At 64.1% G+C, this 18,505-nt stretch carries 20 protein-coding genes; all 20 read right to left on the reverse strand.

Annotated elements, in window-relative coordinates; genetic code table 11:
• On the reverse strand, positions 1–528 hold a 528-nt coding region (tssG, locus tag AC1DSN_RS07445), incomplete at its 3' end, for a type VI secretion system baseplate subunit TssG (protein ID WP_477330133.1).
• Complete coding sequence (tssF, locus tag AC1DSN_RS07450) at positions 492–2,357, reverse strand: type VI secretion system baseplate subunit TssF (RefSeq protein WP_477330135.1); 1,866 nt, start codon at positions 2,355–2,357, stop codon at positions 492–494. The genes tssF and tssG, both read right to left, overlap by 37 nt.
• A 4-nt stretch (positions 2,358–2,361) precedes the next feature.
• The gene (gene tssE / locus AC1DSN_RS07455; protein WP_477298356.1) at positions 2,362–2,865 is read right to left on the reverse strand and encodes a type VI secretion system baseplate subunit TssE; all 504 of its coding nucleotides are present in this window, start codon (positions 2,863–2,865) and stop codon (positions 2,362–2,364) included.
• A gap of 7 nt (positions 2,866–2,872) precedes the next feature.
• The gene (locus AC1DSN_RS07460; RefSeq protein ID WP_046967722.1) at positions 2,873–3,379 is read right to left on the reverse strand and encodes an Hcp family type VI secretion system effector; all 507 of its coding nucleotides are present in this window, start codon (positions 3,377–3,379) and stop codon (positions 2,873–2,875) included.
• Positions 3,380–3,418: 39 nt separating this feature from the next.
• On the reverse strand, positions 3,419–4,912 hold the full coding sequence (gene tssC, locus AC1DSN_RS07465; RefSeq protein ID WP_477298833.1) for a type VI secretion system contractile sheath large subunit: 1,494 nt from the start codon (positions 4,910–4,912) through the stop codon (positions 3,419–3,421).
• Between the two features lie 3 nt (positions 4,913–4,915).
• Positions 4,916–5,431 (reverse strand): type VI secretion system contractile sheath small subunit, encoded by a 516-nt coding sequence (tssB, locus tag AC1DSN_RS07470; RefSeq protein WP_477330138.1) that lies wholly within the window; start codon positions 5,429–5,431, stop codon positions 4,916–4,918.
• Between the two features lie 204 nt (positions 5,432–5,635).
• Positions 5,636–6,439, reverse strand: coding sequence for a TOBE domain-containing protein (locus AC1DSN_RS07475; RefSeq protein ID WP_477330140.1), 804 nt, complete (start codon positions 6,437–6,439; stop codon positions 5,636–5,638).
• Positions 6,440–6,471: 32 nt separating this feature from the next.
• A complete protein-coding gene (locus tag AC1DSN_RS07480; RefSeq protein ID WP_477330142.1) occupies positions 6,472–6,957 on the reverse strand; it encodes a MarR family winged helix-turn-helix transcriptional regulator in 486 nt (161 codons plus the stop codon).
• Between the two features lie 79 nt (positions 6,958–7,036).
• Entirely contained in the window at positions 7,037–7,678 is a 642-nt protein-coding gene (maiA, locus tag AC1DSN_RS07485) for a maleylacetoacetate isomerase (RefSeq protein ID WP_477330144.1), read from the reverse strand.
• A 23-nt stretch (positions 7,679–7,701) separates the two neighbouring features.
• A complete protein-coding gene (locus AC1DSN_RS07490) occupies positions 7,702–8,931 on the reverse strand; it encodes a flavin-dependent oxidoreductase (RefSeq protein WP_477296196.1) in 1,230 nt (409 codons plus the stop codon).
• Positions 8,928–9,623: a fumarylacetoacetate hydrolase family protein gene (locus AC1DSN_RS07495; protein ID WP_477296197.1), complete on the reverse strand. Its 696-nt coding sequence runs from the start codon at positions 9,621–9,623 to the stop codon at positions 8,928–8,930. The genes AC1DSN_RS07490 and AC1DSN_RS07495 overlap by 4 nt, the downstream gene beginning before the upstream one ends.
• Positions 9,624–9,650: 27 nt before the next feature.
• Positions 9,651–10,700 (reverse strand): gentisate 1,2-dioxygenase, encoded by a 1,050-nt coding sequence (gene gtdA, locus AC1DSN_RS07500; protein WP_477330146.1) that lies wholly within the window; start codon positions 10,698–10,700, stop codon positions 9,651–9,653.
• Between the two features lie 114 nt (positions 10,701–10,814).
• Positions 10,815–11,300 carry a pyridoxamine 5'-phosphate oxidase family protein gene (locus AC1DSN_RS07505; RefSeq protein WP_477330148.1) on the reverse strand — a complete coding sequence of 162 codons (486 nt, stop codon included), beginning with the start codon at positions 11,298–11,300 and terminating at the stop codon, positions 10,815–10,817.
• A 2-nt stretch (positions 11,301–11,302) separates the two neighbouring features.
• Entirely contained in the window at positions 11,303–12,760 is a 1,458-nt protein-coding gene (locus tag AC1DSN_RS07510; protein ID WP_477296200.1) for a UbiD family decarboxylase, read from the reverse strand.
• 7 nt (positions 12,761–12,767) lie between these two features.
• On the reverse strand, positions 12,768–14,111 hold the full coding sequence (locus AC1DSN_RS07515; protein WP_477330150.1) for an MFS transporter: 1,344 nt from the start codon (positions 14,109–14,111) through the stop codon (positions 12,768–12,770).
• On the reverse strand, positions 14,108–14,737 hold the full coding sequence (locus tag AC1DSN_RS07520; RefSeq protein WP_477296073.1) for a UbiX family flavin prenyltransferase: 630 nt from the start codon (positions 14,735–14,737) through the stop codon (positions 14,108–14,110). Before AC1DSN_RS07520 ends, AC1DSN_RS07515 begins: the two co-directional genes overlap by 4 nt.
• 81 nt (positions 14,738–14,818) lie before the next feature.
• On the reverse strand, positions 14,819–15,730 hold the full coding sequence (locus tag AC1DSN_RS07525; protein ID WP_477330152.1) for a SphA family protein: 912 nt from the start codon (positions 15,728–15,730) through the stop codon (positions 14,819–14,821).
• 455 nt (positions 15,731–16,185) lie between these two features.
• The gene (locus tag AC1DSN_RS07530) at positions 16,186–16,908 is read right to left on the reverse strand and encodes an adenosylcobinamide-GDP ribazoletransferase (RefSeq protein WP_477296071.1); all 723 of its coding nucleotides are present in this window, start codon (positions 16,906–16,908) and stop codon (positions 16,186–16,188) included.
• Positions 16,908–17,444, reverse strand: coding sequence for a histidine phosphatase family protein (locus AC1DSN_RS07535; RefSeq protein WP_477296070.1), 537 nt, complete (start codon positions 17,442–17,444; stop codon positions 16,908–16,910). The genes AC1DSN_RS07530 and AC1DSN_RS07535 overlap by 1 nt, the downstream gene beginning before the upstream one ends.
• On the reverse strand, positions 17,441–18,484 hold the full coding sequence (cobT, locus tag AC1DSN_RS07540) for a nicotinate-nucleotide--dimethylbenzimidazole phosphoribosyltransferase (RefSeq protein ID WP_477296069.1): 1,044 nt from the start codon (positions 18,482–18,484) through the stop codon (positions 17,441–17,443). The genes AC1DSN_RS07535 and cobT overlap by 4 nt, the downstream gene beginning before the upstream one ends.
• Positions 18,485–18,505 lie beyond the last annotated feature (21 nt).

The following is an 18,505-nucleotide window of genomic DNA, read 5'->3' on the forward strand; positions in this document are numbered from 1 at the left end:
GTCCGGTAGTGCGTCGCGTCCAGCCAGCGACGGACTGTCGATACCCACCAGCGCGCCGAGGAAGTGCGCGAAGGCATCGTCCCCGGGTCGATCCATCTGCACCGTCGGTTGCGCGTCGGCCCACGCCCGATAAAACAGGCTGAGCATGCGGTGATGGAACACATCGGCGAAGGCGGTGAACGTGCCGTCGCGCGCCAGTCGCTCACGCTCCAGGGTGTATTCGGTGAGGTGCAAGGGCAAGGCGCCGTTGGGACCCCACAGGCCCAGCATCAGGCTGTGGATTCGCGGCGGTCGTTCACCATCGGTCTCGACGCGATCGATCGTTCGCGCGGCAAACCCGAGCGACGGCGTGTGCGCGAGGCGCACAGCGTCGTCCGCCGGACGCACGGAATGGCCGAGCCTTGGATGGTCGGCATAGACGCACTCAACCCGCCGCAACGCCTCGAACCAGTCGAACGACGACGGGTCGGCACGCAGCGCGTCGAGCAGCCCTAAAGAATCGGGCGCGTGCCGGAGCGAGCCGTCCACCGTGCTACCTCGTTGCGTTCATGGGTATGCAGCACGGTCTCGGTGAAGGAGTTCAACGAAACGTACCGGGCGAAGAAGTTCTGCATGACCGAGCCGAACAGGAAGGCGCCAGTGCCTTCGAAGGCGCGGTCCTCACAGGTCAGGCGGATCTCGAGGCCGCGGCCATAGGTGACCGGTCCCTCGATGGGAAGGCGACGCACGATGGGTGCCGAGCGTACGTCGCGCAGCCCCTCGATCAGGCGGCGCGAGGACGCGTCGTACTCGTCGCTATAGAGAAGGAGCATCTCGCGCAGCGCAGCCGCGCCGTCGTCGTGTTCCAGCAGCGAGAGGTAATTCAGTTGCAGGTGACTGATCAGCTTCCACGCGCCCTGCCCCTCCGCCATCGCGGCGCGTGGGCGCGTCGGCCCTGCCACGCAGCGGATCGAACGCACGGGCGCGTCGGTGTCGAGCATGAAATCCGTCGCACCCTTCCCCACCGGCATATGCAACGGCAGATCCCGGTTAGTGCACAGCAAGCGCATGCCCAACTGGCGCAGGCTGCTTGCGTACGGCGCCTCGCGTCCATCGACCAGCGCGAGAAAGACTTCGCCGCCGACATAGCTCGAACGCGACCCTTCACGGCGTTGCCGCTGCGACGCCACGCGCGGTTCGCGACGCAGCGTGTAGAACGCTGCCGCGGATTGATGCCATGTCCGCGCATTGCCGCCATAGAACGGGAAGAAGCTCTGCTCAGGCTCCTGGCTGTCGCCGAATCCCTGCACGTCCTCGACGTCGACCACCTCGAAGTCCATCGGCCGCGTGCGGTCAGCAAGCACGTGGTACTCGGCGGCGCCCTCGCGAAGGTGGACACGATCGGATCGCCGCGGAAAAAGGTTGATCGCCGGTGTGCAAAAAAGACGCAGGTACGAGGCATCGACCGCCTTGTCCAGCCGGGCCGCGGCGCGGTCCAGCCAGATCACGATGTCGAACACCGTCGCACTGGACCTCGGAAGGAGACGGCGCAGCCCGGTGAACGCCGCAAACTGGAAGCGTTGCGGGCAAGCGAAGTATTCCTGCAGCAGGCGGTAGCCGCTGAACGAGCGATCGCTTACCGGCAGGAGCGCCTCCGCGTCGGTGAAACCCCGCGGCTCGATGCTCGCCTGCGTCGTGTGTCGGACGGCATCGCCTGCGACGACGGAAAAGCCCATGCCGTTACCCAGCACCTGTTCGTACAGCAGACTGGCAAGGTCACCGGTACCGGCAAAGAACACGGGCAGTTCATCGAAAGCGAGCGCATCCAGCTGGACGCCGGCGTCAAGTTTGAAGCGCACGCGCAATGCCGCGCGCGGGCTGCTCCCTGGCGGCACGCCCAGACCCGCCGCTGCGATCGCGGCAGGACTGGAGAAATAGCGTGCCTCGTCAAGCGACAGAGGCAGCAGGTTCACCGCATGGGCGGTGCGGTACTCGCACGCCGTGCGCTCGCCGAAACCGATCTGGCTACGTAGTGCGGTGCCGCGCGGCACGAGATGGCCTTCGCCCGGCAGGGTCTCGCCGCTGTCTGGCGACATCTCAACCACCGTCATCGACGGCACCGGCGCGAGGTACTGCGGGTAAAGCATGCGCAACAGGTGTTGGGTGAAGACAGGATGCTGTGCATCCATCTTCATGTGGACGCGCGCGGACAGGAAGGCGAAGCCTTCCAGCAGACGCTCTACATACGGATCCGCGCACTCCATGCCCTCCATGCCCAGGCGGCCGGCGATCTTGGGATACGCGCTGGCGAACTCGGCACCCGTTTCACGGACGTGCTGGAGTTCCTGGTTGTAGTAACGGAGGAGTCTGGGATCCATGGGCTCAGCCGAGGCCGTCGAAGACACTGAAACGTGCGGTTTCCAGGTCGACCTCGGTCTTCAGGTAAAGGTTGAGGGGCAACGGTTGCGCCCACATCGTCGATTCGATGCTGAAGGACAGCGTCAGGCGGTCCATCCGCGCAGTGTCGGCCCGGACATCGACGTGCAGCGTGGCGGGGTCCAGACGAGGCTCGAAGTTTGCGATCGCCGCGCGGATGCGCTGACGAAGCACTTCGATATCCAGCCCTGCGATGGCAGCACCGGTCAGGTCCGGGATGCCGTAGTCGAGGACAGAAGCCTCGACATACGGCATCCCAGCCAGCTCATCCGATGACCAGTGCCGCGTACAGTTGAACAACCAGCCCAGGTCACGCACGACGTATTCGCGCAGGCGCGCCGCCGTGATGACGCGCTTGTCCCGGCTTTCCTGCGCGACGTGGGGTTCGTCGTCGCGCAACCGATCCAATAACGAAGGTTGCAGCCGCTCCTGGGTGGTCAGCTCAGCCATGCTGCGATCAGGCCGTGCCCTTCACCTGCTGCATGTCGTAGGTGAAGTCCTTGGTGCCGCCCGTCGCCTTGCCCTTGTCGTCCTGGGGCTGGAACGAGTACTTGAACTTGCCAAAATGCAGGGTGATGTTCTCTGTCAGGCGCTCGTCGCCGCCGCTGCCACCGGTGGACACCGAGGTGATCATCACGCCCTCGGTCAGCTCGATGGTGACGAAGTCAGTCTGCTCGCCGGTGGCGTTGGTGACGTAGAGCGTGGCGCTGTCGACGCGGGCACCGGTGCACACGGCGTTAAGCAGCGCGTTAGAGCAGGAGTCGACGAACTTGGTGATCGTGATGTCCTGCACATTGGCCTTGCCGCCGGACGCGTAGCCCGCGCCGGTATGCAGGTTGCCCGAGTTACTGGCGCCCCACGACCACGCGATGATCGGCACCTGGTCCTTGTGCTTTGCGTGGTTGGAAGCGCCCTCGATCTTTACCTGACCGGGGCCGAACTTGAGATGCATGTCAAAAGCCATGAACGCTTTTCCTCGTTTGACGCGTAATTAGGGAAGGACTCAGGCAGCCTTGCCGGACGGCAGGCGGGCAACCAGGCGCAGCGAGACCGTGAGGCCTTCGAGCTGGTAGTGCGGCTTGAGGTAGAACTTGGAGGTGTAGTAACCGGGATTGCCCTCCACTTCCTCAACGACCACCTGCGCCGCGGCGAGCGGCTTGCGTGCCTTGGTCTCTTCGTTGGAATTGACCGGGTCGCCATCGACGTAGTTGAGGATCCAGCGGGTCAGCCAGTCCTGCATCTGCTCGCGTGTGCTGAACGAGCCGATCTTGTCCCGCACGATGCACTTGAGGTAATGAGCGAACCGCGAGCAGGCGAACATGTAAGGCAACCGCGCGCTCAGTGCCGCGTTGGCCGTGGCATCCGTATCGTCATACTCCTCCGGACGTGCCAGCGACTGCGCACCGATAAAGGCAGCCATGTCGGAGTTCTTCCGGTGGACGACCGGCATCAGGCCCATCTTGTCCAGCTCGGCCGAGCGGCGATCCGTGATGGCGATTTCAGTTGGGCACTTCATGTCCACGCCGCCGTCGTCGGTCGGGAAGACGTGCGCCGGCAGGTTGTCCACCGTGCCACCCGACTCCACGCCGCGAATGCGCGTGCACCAGCCGTACTGCTTGAACGAGCGGTTGATGTTCACGCCCATCGCATAGGCGGCGTTCTGCCAGGTGTATTTCGTCGAGTCGGCACCGCTGGTGTCTTCCTCGAAGTCGAACTCCTCCACCGGATCGGTCTTGGCGCCGTAAGGCAGTCGCGACAGCGTGCGCGGCATGGTCAGGGCGACGTACTTCGCGTCCTCGCTGTCACGCAGCGATCGCCATGCCGCGTAGTCAGGTGTCGAATAGATCTTGGCGAGGTCGCGCGGGTTGGCGAGCTCACTCCAGCCGTCCATGCCAAGCAGCCCCGGCGCAGCGGCAGCGATGAACGGGGCGTGCGAGGCCGCAGCCACCTGGGCCATGCCGCGCAGAAGTTCGACATCCTGCGGGCCATGATCGAAGTAGTAATCGCCAATCAGGCAGCCATAGGGTTCCCCACCGAGCTGGCCGTATTCTTCTTCGTACACCTTCTTGAAGATGGGGCTCTGGTCCCACGCCGTGCCCTTGTAGCGCTTGAGCGTACGACCGAGGTCGTTCTTGGACAGGTTGATCACGCGGATCTTCAGTTGCGGATCCGTCTCGGTATTGGACACCAGGTGGTGCAACCCGCGCCAGGCGCCCTCCAGCTTCTGGAAATCAGGATGGTGCAGGATCAGGTTCACCTGCTCACTGAGCTTGCGGTCGATCTCGGCGATATAGGCGTTGATTGTCTGCGTGACGTCGTCGGAAACGATGTCTGCGCGGTCGAGCACCTGCTCGGCCAGCGTACGGACAGCGGATTCCACCTCGGCACGAGCGCGCTCGCTCTTCGGACGGAATTCCTTGCTGAGCAAGGCGGCGAAGTCACCGCCCTCGGTGGTTTCGACGAGGGCCTCAGCGGCCTGGGTCTGCGTGGTCGCCATCGGTCAGTCCTCCTTCGTGTCGGTGGTCACCGGACGCGTCGCGGCAAGCGCCGCCAACAGCGCCGGATCCTGGATCGCTTGCGCGATCAGCTTCTCGGCGCCGGCTTTACCGTCCAGGTAGGTGCCCAGGTTGGCTAACTGCGTGCGTGCTTCGAGAAGCTTCGCCAGCGGCTCGACATGGCGGGCAATCGCCGCCGGTGAGAAGTCGTCGAGATGACCGAAACGCATCTGAACGGCCAGGTTGCCCTCGCCAGTCAGCGTGTTTGGGACATTGAACGACACCGTGGGCCGGATCGATTCAAGGCGATCGTTGAAGTTGTCGACGTCGATCTCCAGCGCCTTGCGCTCCTCGACCGGCGGCAGGTCGCTGGCGCTCGCGCCGGAGAGGTCGGTCATGACCCCCATCACGAACGGGATGCTGACCTTCTTCTGGGCGCCGTAGAGTTCGACGTCGTATTCGATCTGAACGCGCGGAGCGCGATTTCGCGCGATGAACTTCTGGCTACTCGACTTGACCATCGTTTTTTCTCCTACGTCATCAATAGACACGATCAATTGATATGTCTCGTATGAGTCACGTAATCAATCGAACGGCCATTCTCGACCACACCCCACCTGAGCTGAAATCGTTGCTCGGTATAGGAGGCATAAGGAGATGTGATAGCTCGAGCGCAACCTTTTGCGCGCCCGGTTAACGTAGACGCGCCTAAGCGCTATCTCGAATCAGTCGGTGACACCGACGATGACGGAAGCAGCATCGAAGATGGCCAGCACGGCCAGGCCTTCGACTAGGCCAAGGTTCTGGACGCTGTCCTTGGTGATGATGGAAGTGATCGTCCCGCCGCCCTCGATATCCACGGTCACCTCCATATTTACAGCGCCGGGATGGATCCGGGCCACCTTGCCAGGCAGCTGGTTGGAGGCGGACAAACGCCCTTCCCCCGGCAGCCCGAGAAGGATCCAGCTTGCCTTGATGAGAGCGATGACGGGGCGCCCGGGAGCCAGGGCCAGGCTGTCCGTACTCTCGCGGGTCACCGTCGCAATGAGCGTAGCGCCGCCCGTGGTCCGGATGGCGATGCTGTCGTTGACCGCGCCCTGTTGGACCTGATCGACGACGCCGGCAAGCTGGTTTCTTGCACTCGTTCGCATGGTCAGATGCCTCAAGAGATGGATGTCATCGGTCGCCTCTTGCCCGAGCGATGCAAGATGCCCGACGAACAGGCGATGGGCCGCTTCGATGCTGCGAAAGGAGGCAATCAGGCGCTCGGCGCGTGCGGTGAGTCTTGCTCCGCCGCCGCCTTTGCCGCCCGTCGCGCGCGACACAAGCAGCTCACCAGCGAGGTTGTTCATGGCCTCGACCGCGTCCCACGCTCCCTTGTAACTCATGCCGACGGCCTTGGCGGCCGCGGTAATCGACCCGGTCTGTCCAATCTGGGACAGCAGTTCCACACGGTCCAGCCCACCCCAGCGCCGTGCACCATCGGAGAGCCACAAGGAGCCTTCGTACTGGAGCATGCTGTCACCCACGTGTAGGACCTGTCTGAGCTACCCCTGCCGCGCTACTCAGGATTGAGCGGCGTACGCACGACACCGTTGTACGTCTCGACAAAGCGAGAAAGCAGCGCCAGGAACTGCTCGCGCTCGCGTGCGTTGAACGGCTCGAGGACGCGCGCCTGGGCGCGTTCTGCCGGCTTGGCCAGCCGCCGCATCATGGCGACGCCGTCCGCGGTGAGCTTCAGCGTCTTGCGCCGGCGGTCCACCTCGTCGGCGACGCGAACGACGAAGCCGGCGTCCTCGAGCTTGCCGACGACCAACCCGGTGGTCGAGCGATCGAGCCCGATCAGCCCTGCCAGCGTGACCTGGTCGATCCCGGGCCGCGCACGCAGGATGTACATGATGCCGTACTGAGTAGTGGTCACCCCGAGTGTCGCGGTTTCCTCCATGAACATCGAGACACCGATCTGGTGCGCACGGCGAAGCAGGAAGCCCGGACGGCTGTAGAGAACGTTCAGGTCGCTGATGTCGGTGCCCGCCGAACGGGCCATCTTGTCTTTTTCCATGAGCGTAGTATGCGATTTTGGCGCGCGGCTGCCACGCGTTTCTGTCGCCTTAGGCCTAGGAATTTTATTCGGCATCGGGCTGGTTCCCTGGGAGTGCCCGTTCGAACGCCGGCAGGGCCACGCAGGCGGCGTAGATCCGATGGATGGTCGGCCATGGCGTCAGGTCGAGGCCGAAGCGACCACTGTTCGCCACCTGCGGAACCAGACAGATATCCGCCAGCCCTGGCGTTTCGCCATGGCAATACGTACCCGTCCCTGCGCTGACCGAGAGCATCGTTTCCAGTGCATCGAAACCGGCGGCGACCCAGTGATTGAACCAGGCAGCGACCTCCGGCTCCGGCTGACCCAGCTTCTGACGCAGGTAGGTTAACACGCGCAAATTGTCGATAGGATGGATGTCGCAGCCGATGACCTGGGCCAGCGCGCGTACCCGTGCACGCCCCGCCGCGTCCCCCGGGAGAAGCGGTGGCGAGGGGCGGGTTTCGTCGAGGTATTCGACGATCCCCATGGACTGGGTCAGGACGTTGCCGTCGATCTCCAGCGCCGGAACCATGCCTTGCGGGTTGAGCGCAAGCATGGCCGGACTGCGCTGCTCGCCACGTTGCAGATGATAGGGCACCTGCTCGTAACCGATTCCCTTGAGGTTGAGTGCGATGCGCACCCGAAACGCGGACGACGAACGAAAGTAGCCGTGGAGCCGAACCATACGAGTGCCCTCCTCCGTGTTCTTCACCGTAAGTCCGCCAGACCGAACCCGGCCACCCGCTTGTATTGATCGGACAGGGCGCGGAGCTCTTCCTGGGTGATCAGCTTGTCCAGATCCTCGAAGGGTTGGTCGCCGGTCAGTTCCTCGACACGGATATTGATGAAGTCCGGCGGGGTGGAACGGTTGGTCAGCACCACCTTGCCGGTAACCTCGCGGCGCACGTCTTCGTAAGCCTTCAAGGCAGCGACCGGATCACCCGCGGCGATAAGGTCGGCGAGGGTCCGCACGTCGATAAGGGCCTGCGCCGACCCATTGGACCCTCGCGGATACATCGGATGGGCGGCATCACCCGTGAATGTGACCCGGCCGAAGGTCCACCGTTCGACCGGGTCCTTGTCGACCATCGGGTATTCAAATACGTGCTCGGCGCCGCTGATCAGCGCAGGCACGTCCAGCCAGTCGAACTGCCAGGCGGCGTAGTTCGGCAAGAAGTCCTCGAGGCGACCGGGTTTGTTCCAGTCATTGATGATGTGCGCGCCCGTCTGCACTTCGGCGACCCAGTTGATCAGCTGGTCGCCACTACCGTCGATGTCGTCGACGATCGGATAGACCACGAGCTTGCAGTGCTTGAGCGAGCCGATGCGAACGTAGGTCCGGCCGTCCAGGATCGGCTTTCGCCGGGTCGTGCCGCGCCAGGTGTTGATACCGGTGAACGCGACGGTCTCCTCAGGATAGAACTGCTTGCGTATGGCCGAATTGACCCCGTCGCAAGCAATCACCACATCAGCCTCGACCGAGTCGACCGACTGACCCGTGGCGACGTCCTGCAGGTGCAGGACCGCCTTGTCGCCGACCTCGCTGACGCCGGTGGCGCGGCGCCCGGTGACGATGACTTCCGGCCCCATTCGCTCGAGCACCTTGCGATACAGAAGCATGTGCAGACGTCCCCGGTGGATGCCGAGTTCGGGATAGGCATACCCGGCGTGCACACCGCGCGGCTCGCTATAGATGCGCTGACCAAAACGGTTGTAGAAGGCACTCGCACGGTTTTCGATGGCTACCGCGCGCAACTCGTCCTGCAGGCCAAGCGCGGTCAGCTCGCGCATGCCGTGCGGCAACAGGGTGATGCCTACACCGAGTTCGCGCATCGCGGGCGCTGCCTCGTAGACTCGGCAGGAAATGCCGCGCTCGTGCAAGTTGAGTGCAAGGGCCAGGCCGGCGATGCCGCCGCCCGCGATCGCGACATGGGTCATGCCTGTGCTTCCCCGATCGTGATGGTCAGGTCGTGCAGACCATCGATATGGCCGTGCATGACATCGCCGGCAACCACGGCATTCACGCCTTCGGGAGTACCGGTGTAGATCAGGTCGCCCGGAGCGAGTTCGACGTACTGCGACAGATGACCGATCACCTCGGTAACGCTCCAGATCAGCTTGGCCACGTCGCTGCGCTGACGATCGTCGCCGTTGACGGTGATCCAGATCGCAGCCTTCTCAAGCGGCTGGCTGGGGTCGGCTTTGCTGATCGTGCCGATCAAGGCAGACCGATCGAAGGCCTTGCCCATTTCCCACGGGCGGCCAGCCTTCTTGGCTGCGTTCTGCAGGTCGCGGCGCGTCAGGTCGATGCCCGTCGCGTAACCGTAGACGTGCTCATGCGCCTTGGCCGCCTCGATGTTGCGACCGCCCTTACCGATCGCGACCACGAGCTCGATCTCGTGGTGCACATCGTTGGTCATCGACGGGTACGGGATGGTCGCGCCGTCGTGCACGATCGCATCGCCGGGTTTGATGAAAAAGAACGGCACTTCACGATACGGATCGTGTCCCATCTCGCGGGCATGCTCGGCGTAGTTACGGCCCACGCACCAGATGCGACGAACGGGGAAATCGCCGCCGCCCTCAACGGGGACGGTCGGAATCGCAGGCGGATCGATGACATAGCTCATGAAAGAAACTCCAAGGTGAGGTCGTGATCAGGCGACCGAGCGCAGTTCGCGCCACAGGCCGAGCTTTTCCTGCACGCAGCGGTCGGAAAAGCTGAAGAGGACGGCTTCGCTGTCGGCGTGATGCGAGTGTTCGGCCCAGCTCGGCACGACGAAGACGTCGCGCGGCTTCCAGCGGATCAGCTCATCACCGATCCGTGTCTCGCCCTCACCTTCCACCACCGAGTACACGGTGCCGTCGGTGGAGCGATAGGGGGCGCCCTTGAAGCCGGCCGGCAGCAGTTGGATGAAGGCGGCGATGGTCGGGGTGACGTGGCCACCGGTGGCGGGGTTCACGTAGCGCATCTTGAAACCATGGTGCGGGTCGATGCCGCCGTTTCCGGCGAGCACGCCCAGCGACTCACGGGTGCGCGCATAGGGATAGTTGAAGATCGGCGAGTTCTGGTTGGGCGGCGTCCAGTCCACTGGCAACAGGTTGTTCGCATAGCGCGCGTTGCTGTCGCCCAGCGGAATCGAGACGTCCTGGCGCTCGGCGGCGGCCGGCTCCGCAAAGCCCGTGTCGAAGAATGCGACCAGGGGAATATCCAACGCGTCCAGCCAGACCATCGGCTTGTCGCTGTCATTGCCATGGTCGTGCCAGGTCCACTTGGGTGTGATCACCAGGTCGCCTGGGCGCATCAGCGTCTTCTCGCCGGCCACCGCGGTGTACGCGTCGCGACCTTCGACGATGAAGCGCAGCGCGCTCTGCGTGTGCCGGTGTGCCGGCGCTACTTCTCCGGGAAGGATCAGCTGCAGGCCGGCGTACAGGCTCTGGGTGATCGCTGCCTTGCCGCCTAGCCCGGGATTCATGAGCATCAGCACGCGGCGTTCCGCTTCGCGCGCCGTGATCAATGAGCCCGACTCCATCAGATACGGGCGCACGTCGTTGTCGTAATCCCACTTGTATGCGCGCACCGGCGTGTTCGGCTGGCGTGGAACCAGCGCATGCAGGCTTTCCCATAGCGGCGCCATCTGGTGTGGTGTCAGTCGCTGGTAGAAGTCCTGGCGTTCGGCGTTGGGAGTGGTTTGTGCGTTGGTCATGTCGATCTCCTGCACTGATCCGTCTATCGATCAGTCGTCATATCATCAGACGTCTGTGTATTTTTGATTATGCGAACGCTGGAAGTTAGCTGTCAAACATCACGGGATGAGGCTTTACTCCGTGCCCGCCTCAGCGAAACGGCGCAATAGCAAGATCTGGCGTTCCCAGCGCGCGATCGCCTCAGCCGGGTCATCCAACCTGAAGGACACCATGCCTAGCGCGCTCGCGTAGGGCGCGGCATGCTTGCGAACGGCGACCACGTCCGCGGCCGAGACCGCCAGTGCACCGGCATCGCCATCGAGCAGACGCACATGCAAGCGCGMCTCCCACACCGCGCCACCCACCGCCGCGAACAGCGATGCCTGGCCGGTCCGGCGAAGGTTGGCGGTGCTGCGCGACCCAGCCCATGTGGCGAAGTACAGCCGGGACGTATCGCTCGCCAACACCTCGCCCACGCTGAGGAMGGACAGGTGTGGCCAGYCCTCCCCGTCCGTGGTCGCCAGCACCGCCGAGTCGCCCGCGCGCTCGCCCAGGCGCTCGCCGTCGAACAGGCCAAGCCAGCCTTCGGGCAGGCTCACGGGATCGGCAGGTGGCATCATGCTCATATCCGGCTCAGGATATCGGCGAACTTGGCCTCGACCTTCGCCAGCAATTCCTTGCTGCCCCGGGCCACCTTCGGGAACTCCTTGATCCGTTCGAACGGACGGCAGGCATCGATCACCGCACGAGAGCTGGTCGAGGACCCGCGATCGACGATGGGATCGAGCGGCCCGCTCCATATCCGGCGAAGGATATCGATGTCTGTTTCGGGGTCGCAGCGCGTGCACATCGCCCACATCACGTCGAACATATCGCTGGGGTCGACATCGTCGTCGACCACGACCACGAAACGGCCCAGATAGGATCCCGATTGGCAGTTGGCCGCAAGCATCGCTGCCTGCCGCGCGTGTCCGGCGAAGGCCTGCTTGATCGCGATGACATTGAACATGCGCGCGCCGCCGGCTTCGTGGCACCACACGCCGGTCACGCCGTTCAGGCCGGCGCGCTCGACTTCGTCCCAGATCATGCCGGACTTGGTCACGCACTTGCTGAAGGAGAAGTCCGAGGGCGGCCGCAACGGCGTGGCGATGGTCAGGATCGGGTTGCGGCGATGGTAAACGCGGCGGATGCGGACCACCGGCTGTTCGCTCTGCTCACTCGCGTAGTAGCCGGTGAACTCACCGAACGGCCCCTCGAGCTTGTTGTCGCCCGGAACGATCTCGCCTTCCAGAACGATTTCCGCGTGCGCAGGCATCGGCAAGCCGTAAAGCTCACTCTTGACCGTGTCGAACGGCAGGCCACGATGACCACCGGCGTAATCGTATTCGGAAAGTCCAAAGCGGATTTCGTTGCCGCTGGCCAGGAACAACAGCGGATCCATGCCGACACAGATCAGTACCGGCGTGGCCTCGCCGCGTGCGGTGTACTTCTCGCGGATCTGCCGGCCATGTTTGCCTGGCGACATCCACAGGCCAACCGACTTCTCGTCGTGCACCATAACGCGGTAAGTGCCCGCGTTGACCCAGTTCTCTTCGGGATCGCGCATGATGACGAAGTCGTGCGTACCGATGTAGCGGCCACCGTCTTCCTCGTGCAGGAACGGTACCGGGAATTTCAGCACATTGACCTCGTCGTCGCGGTCGATCACGTCGAAGATCGGACCGGTCTCGACTTCACGCGGGGCAATCGGCTTGTGGATCTTCATGCGGTCGCGGTAGGCCCGCACCACGTCGAGCGGATGTTCCGGCTCGGGGAAACCCAGGGTCAACGCGAGCCGCTTCGACGAATTGGTCGCACCGGAGAGCACACTCATGCCGGCCGGATATCCCGGAATGTCCTCGAACAGCACCGCCGGTGCTTCGGGGCGCTTGTGATTGACGATTTCGGCGAGGGCACCCATCTCCAGGTTCCAGTCGACGCCCTTCATGCGGATCAGTTCACCGGCCGCCTCGCAGCGCTCGATGAATTCGCGAAGGTCCACATACGGTGGGTTGGCACGGGTCGAAGCTACATCGGACATGCGTCGGTTACTCCTTGATGCTGGTCTTGGCGAGGGGAATGGAGGAGCGCGGGCGGGTGAGGCCCATCACGAAGACAGTCAGCGCGGCGACCAGAGTCGGCACGGCGACCAGCAGGAACATCGAAGGCAGGTCCAGGTGGGTGCCAAGCAGCACGCCGCCCATCACCGGGCCGACGATGGAGCCGATGCGACCGATGCCCAGGCCCCAGCCCACCCCGGTGGCGCGGCCACTGGTGGGATAGAAGGCGGAAGCCAGTGCGCTCAGGCCTGACTGCGCGCCGATCAGGAAGAAGCCGGCGACGAAGAGCACCGGGAGAACCAGGCCACCCGCGACGGAATAGCCGATCACGCCAATGAACACGGTGGCACCGATATAGGACACCAGGAGGACCTTGTACGGGTCGAGGCGATCGAGGAACCGTCCGAGGAGCAAGGTGCCGGCGACGCCGCCGAACTGCATCATCGACGTGCCGATGACAGAACCCTGCGTCGAATGCCCGCCGCCGCTGAGCACCGTCGGCAACCAGCTGGCGAGGAAATAGATGTCCAGCAGGCTCATGAAATAGATCACCCACATCAGCACCGTGCCCAGCGCGCGCCCTTCGCGGAACAAACCCGCTACCGGCTGCTTGTGGCGGTCTTCAAGGGCCGAGGGCACTAGCTGCACACCTTCGCTACCCGGGGCCAGCCGAAGCTGCAAGTCGGCTATCCGCGCCGCGGGCGCGCCCCGGTTGACCAGGAAAAGCAGCGACTCGGGAAGCGCCACGAGCAGGATTGCCGCCACGACAAGCGACAACACGCCGCCCACGTAGAAAAGCATTTCCCAACCCCAGGTCGGCAGGATCGCCGAGGCCAGCACGCCGGCCAGCGCACCACCCAGCGGAAATCCGCAGAACATCATCATCACCATGCGCCCGCGCGCCCGCGCTGGCGAGGCTTCCGCGGTCAGGGTGATCGCGATCGGCATGGCGCCGCCAAGACCCAGGCCAGCCAGGAAACGCCACATGATCAGCGAGTCCAGGTCGTGGGCGAAGCCGGTTGCCACCGTGAACGTACCGAAGACCACCGTCGAGGCGACCAGCAAGCGACGTCGCCCGGCAATGTCGGCGAGCACGCTGCAGGCCAGGCCGCCGACCAACAGGCCGACCAGGCCGGCGGCGAAGGCGCTGCCGAGCTGCCCATGGGCCAGGTGCAGTGCCTTGCCCATCACCGGTGCGGCGTAACCGATCAACTGGGTGCTGATGCCGTCGAGCAGAACGGCGAGCCCGCAAAGGACGGCGATGATGATCTGGTATCCACCGATCCGGCGGTCGGCGAGCAGGTGCTCAACGGTGGTGCCTGGCGCAGTCATGCATGTCCCCGGGTAGGCGTATCGGTGCCGTTGGAAGATGCCGCGACGCGTCGCTCATGCGCCTGGCTGCCGGTCCAGCGCAAGGCCAGGCCAACGTCGATATCGAAAAGATCCAGCGCTCGCGCCACGGTCTGGTTGACGATGTCGTCGATCGTCACCGGCCGCGTATAAAACGCCGGCACGGGCGGCATGATGATCACGCCGGCGGCGGTCGCCTTCGCCATGAGCTCGATATGCCCTGCATGCAGCGGTGTCTCACGCAGAAGCAAGACCACGCGACGTCGTTCCTTGAGGCAGACATCAGCGGCACGGATGAGCAGGTCGGCGTCGTAGCTGTGTGCGATGCCGCTCAAGGTACGTACCGAACACGGCGCGACGATCATGCCGGCCGTACGGAACGAGCCGCTCGACACGGCCGCACCGATGTCCTTGTAGCTGTAATGGACATCGGCAAGAGCGCGCAGGGACGCGGCATCCATGCCGGTCTCTTCTTCGAGTGTGCGCAGGCCCGAAGGCGAAACGATCAGGTGGGTGCGCACGTCATCGAGACCGCGCAGGGCCTCGAGCAGACGCACGCCATAGATCGCGCCCGATGCTCCGGTGATGCCCACGATAAGTTCTTTCACGTTGTTACCCCGTGTACCGCAAGAACCGCACGCCAGCGCGCGGTGTGGAAGAAGACAGGGCTATCCGGGCGCAGCATGGCATCAGAGCTTGAACGCGAGTTGCAACCAGAACCGGTTGCCTTGGGGACGGTTACGCACGTCGAACTCATGCTGCCATTTCATCGTGACGCCACCGAACGGCATGGCGTACCGCAACTGCGGACCGATCGCGGTGGCGCGACCGTAGAAGCCCCCGTTGAAGATCTCCCCGTCTTCCTTGTCAGCGGTGATCTGTCGGTAATAGTAGCCATTCAGCCCGAGTGACAGGTGGTCGGTCACCTTGCGCATAGCAGCGAACTCGGTAACCGTTTCCTGGCCACTGCGATAGTTTGTTGCCTTGTTGGTCTCGTTGATCATCCAGGTGATGTTGACCCCCAGCGAGGTCTTCTCGTCGGGATGAGCCTCGACGCCGTAGCTCGGCAGGTAAGCCCAGTAGTGGTGGCCGACATTGATGGGCTGGGTCTTGTCGTAGTCGCCGTCCGGCACGTTCGCGGTGAGTTTCAGCGCTTCCTCAACGTGGCCGAGCCCCGGAATGTCGAATTCATTTCCGATGATGAACGGCGTGACAAGGGTATCGGTCGGGCCCGTGTCATGGCCGTGGGTCGCGGGTGCGTTCCCCGGTGGCTTGCGGTACGTGTCGATGTAGAAGAACGGCTTCAGCACGGCGAAGCCGATATGGAACCCCGGGGTATATTCCTCCGGGATGCCGTAGGACAGGCGAATCGCTTCCACGGCGACCGTGGTGGAGAAATCCTCGAAGCGGTCACCGCCCTTGGCGTCGCGAAAATGGGAGGCGTCGTAGAACACCGAGAACGACTGCACCTCGAATCCCTCGGGTACCGTGCCCTGGCGGAACGTCTGTGCGCCGATCACGTAAGTTGAATTGCCGCCCTCGGTGGCATGCACGGACGAGCTCGCACCCAGCGCACCTGCGCCGGCAAAAAGCGATCCCATCGTGCATTTCCAAGCCATCGTACGAGCCTTCTTCGAAAAACGGTTCATCTCAATCACCCCCCATTCGTCATTGTCATGATCGCCAGCGCCCCCACGCGCTTGGCCCCGACGAAAACGGAGGCTAGAAACTCGTAAGACGTCTGTCAATACGTTAAGACGTCTTACCTTTATTAGAATTATGTGCGCGTGCAGCAGCCAGATCAACCGCCAAGCGAATTTCGGCAAAGCCCCGTCAGCGCGGTCATGCGGCGTCGCAATATGCGAACGAAAAGTTTCGATAGCCGTAGAAAAGAATGGCCTCTTTGAAAGGCGCGTGTGGCCGGCAAGGTAGGGCGACGGCGGCGTGGCCGCGACGGCGGAGGGTTGCGAGAGGAGGAACGGCGTTAGTTCCTCAGGTCGGTATCAAAGGTTGCTTCGCGGCGACGCGCAGACCTCGCAAGAACTTGTGGTCGGCGTTATGCGTGCGCCGCGACCAACGCGACGAGGGCCACAGCCTCGACCATCTCAACGAGCGCACCCGCCGTATCGCCCGTGAAGCCGCCAAGGCGTTGGATGACTGCCCTCCTCCACACCCAGCCCGTGACGCATGCCGCGACGAGCGCAACGAGGCCGGCCCAGCTGAAACATACACAGAAAGCCACCGTCAGTGCCAACGCAACGCGGCAGCCGTTCGCCGACGCTCCTCGTAACGGCTCACCAAGGCCTTGCGAGCGCACGTAATCGGTGGTCAGGAACCACGCGACAACCGCAGCGCGACCGAGCAGCGGAGGAAGCAACAACCACTCTGCATGCCTGAGCGTCGCCAGCGCCGATATCTTGAGCAACAGGACCAGCACCAGGGCGACGACGCCCGCGGGACCGCTACGTGGATCTTTCATGATCGATAAGGTGCGCTCACGGTCACCCATGCCACCTATCCACGCATCGGCGCTGTCGGCCAGGCCGTCCAGATGCAACGCACCGGTCAGGGCGACCCATGCGACGAGCACGATCGCTGCCGCAGGCAGCGCGGGCATCACATGCAACAACGCGAAAGCACCGATCAGTAGCGCGCCCAGGATCAGTCCGACCAGCGGATACCACTTCAGCGAGGCCGCCTGGGCCTGCGCATCGATGGCGATACGCGGCACGGGCAGCCGCGTAAGAAATCCCAAGGCCACGATCAGCCCCTTCATCATCAGCCCCAGAGAATCGGATGCAGGGACGCGTGCGGCACGTCGATGCCCGCCATATCCCCGAAGCTGCGATCTTCGGCGATGCAGCGCAGCAGGCGGATCGCGCCGCCGTGTGTCACCACGAGCACGCGTGCCTCGGCGGCCTCCCTGGCCACATCGGCCAGGGCTTCGGTWAGACGTGTCTGAAAAGCATCGAAGGTCTCCGCACCCGGCGGCGGATACGCCACGGGGTCCGCCCAGAATCGACCGAGCGCGTCGCCGTCCTTTTCCGCAATGTCCTCGATGGGCACGCCTTGCCAGTCTCCGAAGTGGTATTCGGCCAGACGTGGATCGAGACGTAGCGGTAAGCCTCGCCGTTCGGCCAGTTCCGTGGCGAAGCGCGCACAGCGCGACATCGACGACGACACCACGCGGTCCCACTCGTGCCCTTCCACGGATGCGCGAAGCTGTGTCCAACCAAGATCGGTCAAGGCATCGTCCAGCTGTCCGCGATAGCTGCGCTGCCCCGTGTCACCGTGCCTGAGCAAGTCGATACTCATGCCTCGGATACACCGGCTTCGGCGAAGGTCGCCATCGAGTTGTGGAGCGCGCACGCCAGCCGCAACAGGGGCACGGCGACCGCCGCGCCACTGGCTTCGCCAAGGCGCAGGCCGAGATCGAGCAACGGCTCCGCCTCAAGCGCCGCCAGCACGCGTGCATGGCCGCGTTCCTGCGAGCGATGCGCGAAGATCAGCCAGGATCGAACGTCCGGGTGAAGCCTCACCGCGGCCAGCGCCGCCACACTGGTGATGAAGCCGTCGACGAGGACAGGCAGGCCACGCTGCGCTGCCGCGACGAACGCGCCAGCCAGTGCTGCAATCTCAAATCCACCGAGCCTGCGCAGGCGCTCGCGCGGAGTGTCAGCGTCCACGTGCAGCTGCAACGCGCGTTGGATCACCTGCACCTTGTGTGCGATGCCTTCAGCACTCAGCCCGGTCCCCGCACCGGTGAGGATCGCGGGATCCTCGCCGAGCAGCGCACAGGCGAGCGCGCTGGCCGCCGTCGTATTGCCGATACCCATGTCGCCACCGATGTAGATGTGCGCGCTGGCCTTGACGGCTTCGCCGACGCTCGCGAAGCCCGCGGCGAACGCCGCATCGAGTTGCGCCTCGGTCATGGCGGCGGACGTGCAGAAGTTGGCGGTGGACGGAGCGATGATGCGTCGGCGCACGCCCGGGATGTCGCCCGGATCGTTCACCGTGCCGAGATTCACCACCTCCAGCGTCGCCTTGAGTTCGCGGGCGAGCACGGCAATGGCCGCACCGCCATGGGCGAAATTACGCAGCATCTCGCCCGTCACCGCTTGCGGGAACGCGGAGATGCCTTCCGCCGTCACGCCATGGTCGCCCGCGAAGACGGCAATCCAGACGCGGTCGGCGCGGGGCTGCTCACGACCCTGCAGGCTGGCCAGCTGCACGGCGATGGCCTCGAGCTGGCCCAGCGAGCCGGGAGGCTTGGTCAACGTGCCCTGGCGCGCCAGGGCGAGCTGGGCGGTGGCCGCATCCGGGACGCGAGTGGGGGCCGCGAGCCAGTCGTTCATAGAGGTGTTCCTTTGAGGATC

The organism is Luteibacter sp. P4_D7_3 (assembly GCF_056401735.1).

What these genes read in the sequence shown, in the direction of transcription:
- tssF (WP_477330135.1), bottom strand. Translation starts at nt 2,357, where the DNA reads ATGGATCCCAGACTCCTCCGTTACTACAACCAGGAACTCCAGCACGTC.
- tssE (WP_477298356.1), bottom strand. Translation starts at nt 2,865, where the DNA reads ATGGCTGAGCTGACCACCCAGGAGCGGCTGCAACCTTCGTTATTGGAT.
- AC1DSN_RS07460 (WP_046967722.1), bottom strand. Translation starts at nt 3,379, where the DNA reads ATGGCTTTTGACATGCATCTCAAGTTCGGCCCCGGTCAGGTAAAGATC.
- tssC (WP_477298833.1), bottom strand. Translation starts at nt 4,912, where the DNA reads ATGGCGACCACGCAGACCCAGGCCGCTGAGGCCCTCGTCGAAACCACC.
- tssB (WP_477330138.1), bottom strand. Translation starts at nt 5,431, where the DNA reads ATGGTCAAGTCGAGTAGCCAGAAGTTCATCGCGCGAAATCGCGCTCCG.
- AC1DSN_RS07480 (WP_477330142.1), bottom strand. Translation starts at nt 6,957, where the DNA reads ATGGCCCGTTCGGCGGGCACCGACATCAGCGACCTGAACGTTCTCTAC.
- maiA (WP_477330144.1), bottom strand. Translation starts at nt 7,678, where the DNA reads ATGGTTCGGCTCCACGGCTACTTTCGTTCGTCGTCCGCGTTTCGGGTG.
- AC1DSN_RS07490 (WP_477296196.1), bottom strand. Translation starts at nt 8,931, where the DNA reads ATGACCCATGTCGCGATCGCGGGCGGCGGCATCGCCGGCCTGGCCCTT.
- AC1DSN_RS07495 (WP_477296197.1), bottom strand. Translation starts at nt 9,623, where the DNA reads ATGAGCTATGTCATCGATCCGCCTGCGATTCCGACCGTCCCCGTTGAG.
- gtdA (WP_477330146.1), bottom strand. Translation starts at nt 10,700, where the DNA reads ATGACCAACGCACAAACCACTCCCAACGCCGAACGCCAGGACTTCTAC.
- AC1DSN_RS07510 (WP_477296200.1), bottom strand. Translation starts at nt 12,760, where the DNA reads ATGTCCGATGTAGCTTCGACCCGTGCCAACCCACCGTATGTGGACCTT.
- AC1DSN_RS07515 (WP_477330150.1), bottom strand. Translation starts at nt 14,111, where the DNA reads ATGACTGCGCCAGGCACCACCGTTGAGCACCTGCTCGCCGACCGCCGG.
- AC1DSN_RS07525 (WP_477330152.1), bottom strand. Translation starts at nt 15,730, where the DNA reads ATGGGATCGCTTTTTGCCGGCGCAGGTGCGCTGGGTGCGAGCTCGTCC.
- AC1DSN_RS07530 (WP_477296071.1), bottom strand. Translation starts at nt 16,908, where the DNA reads ATGATGAAGGGGCTGATCGTGGCCTTGGGATTTCTTACGCGGCTGCCC.
- cobT (WP_477296069.1), bottom strand. Translation starts at nt 18,484, where the DNA reads ATGAACGACTGGCTCGCGGCCCCCACTCGCGTCCCGGATGCGGCCACC.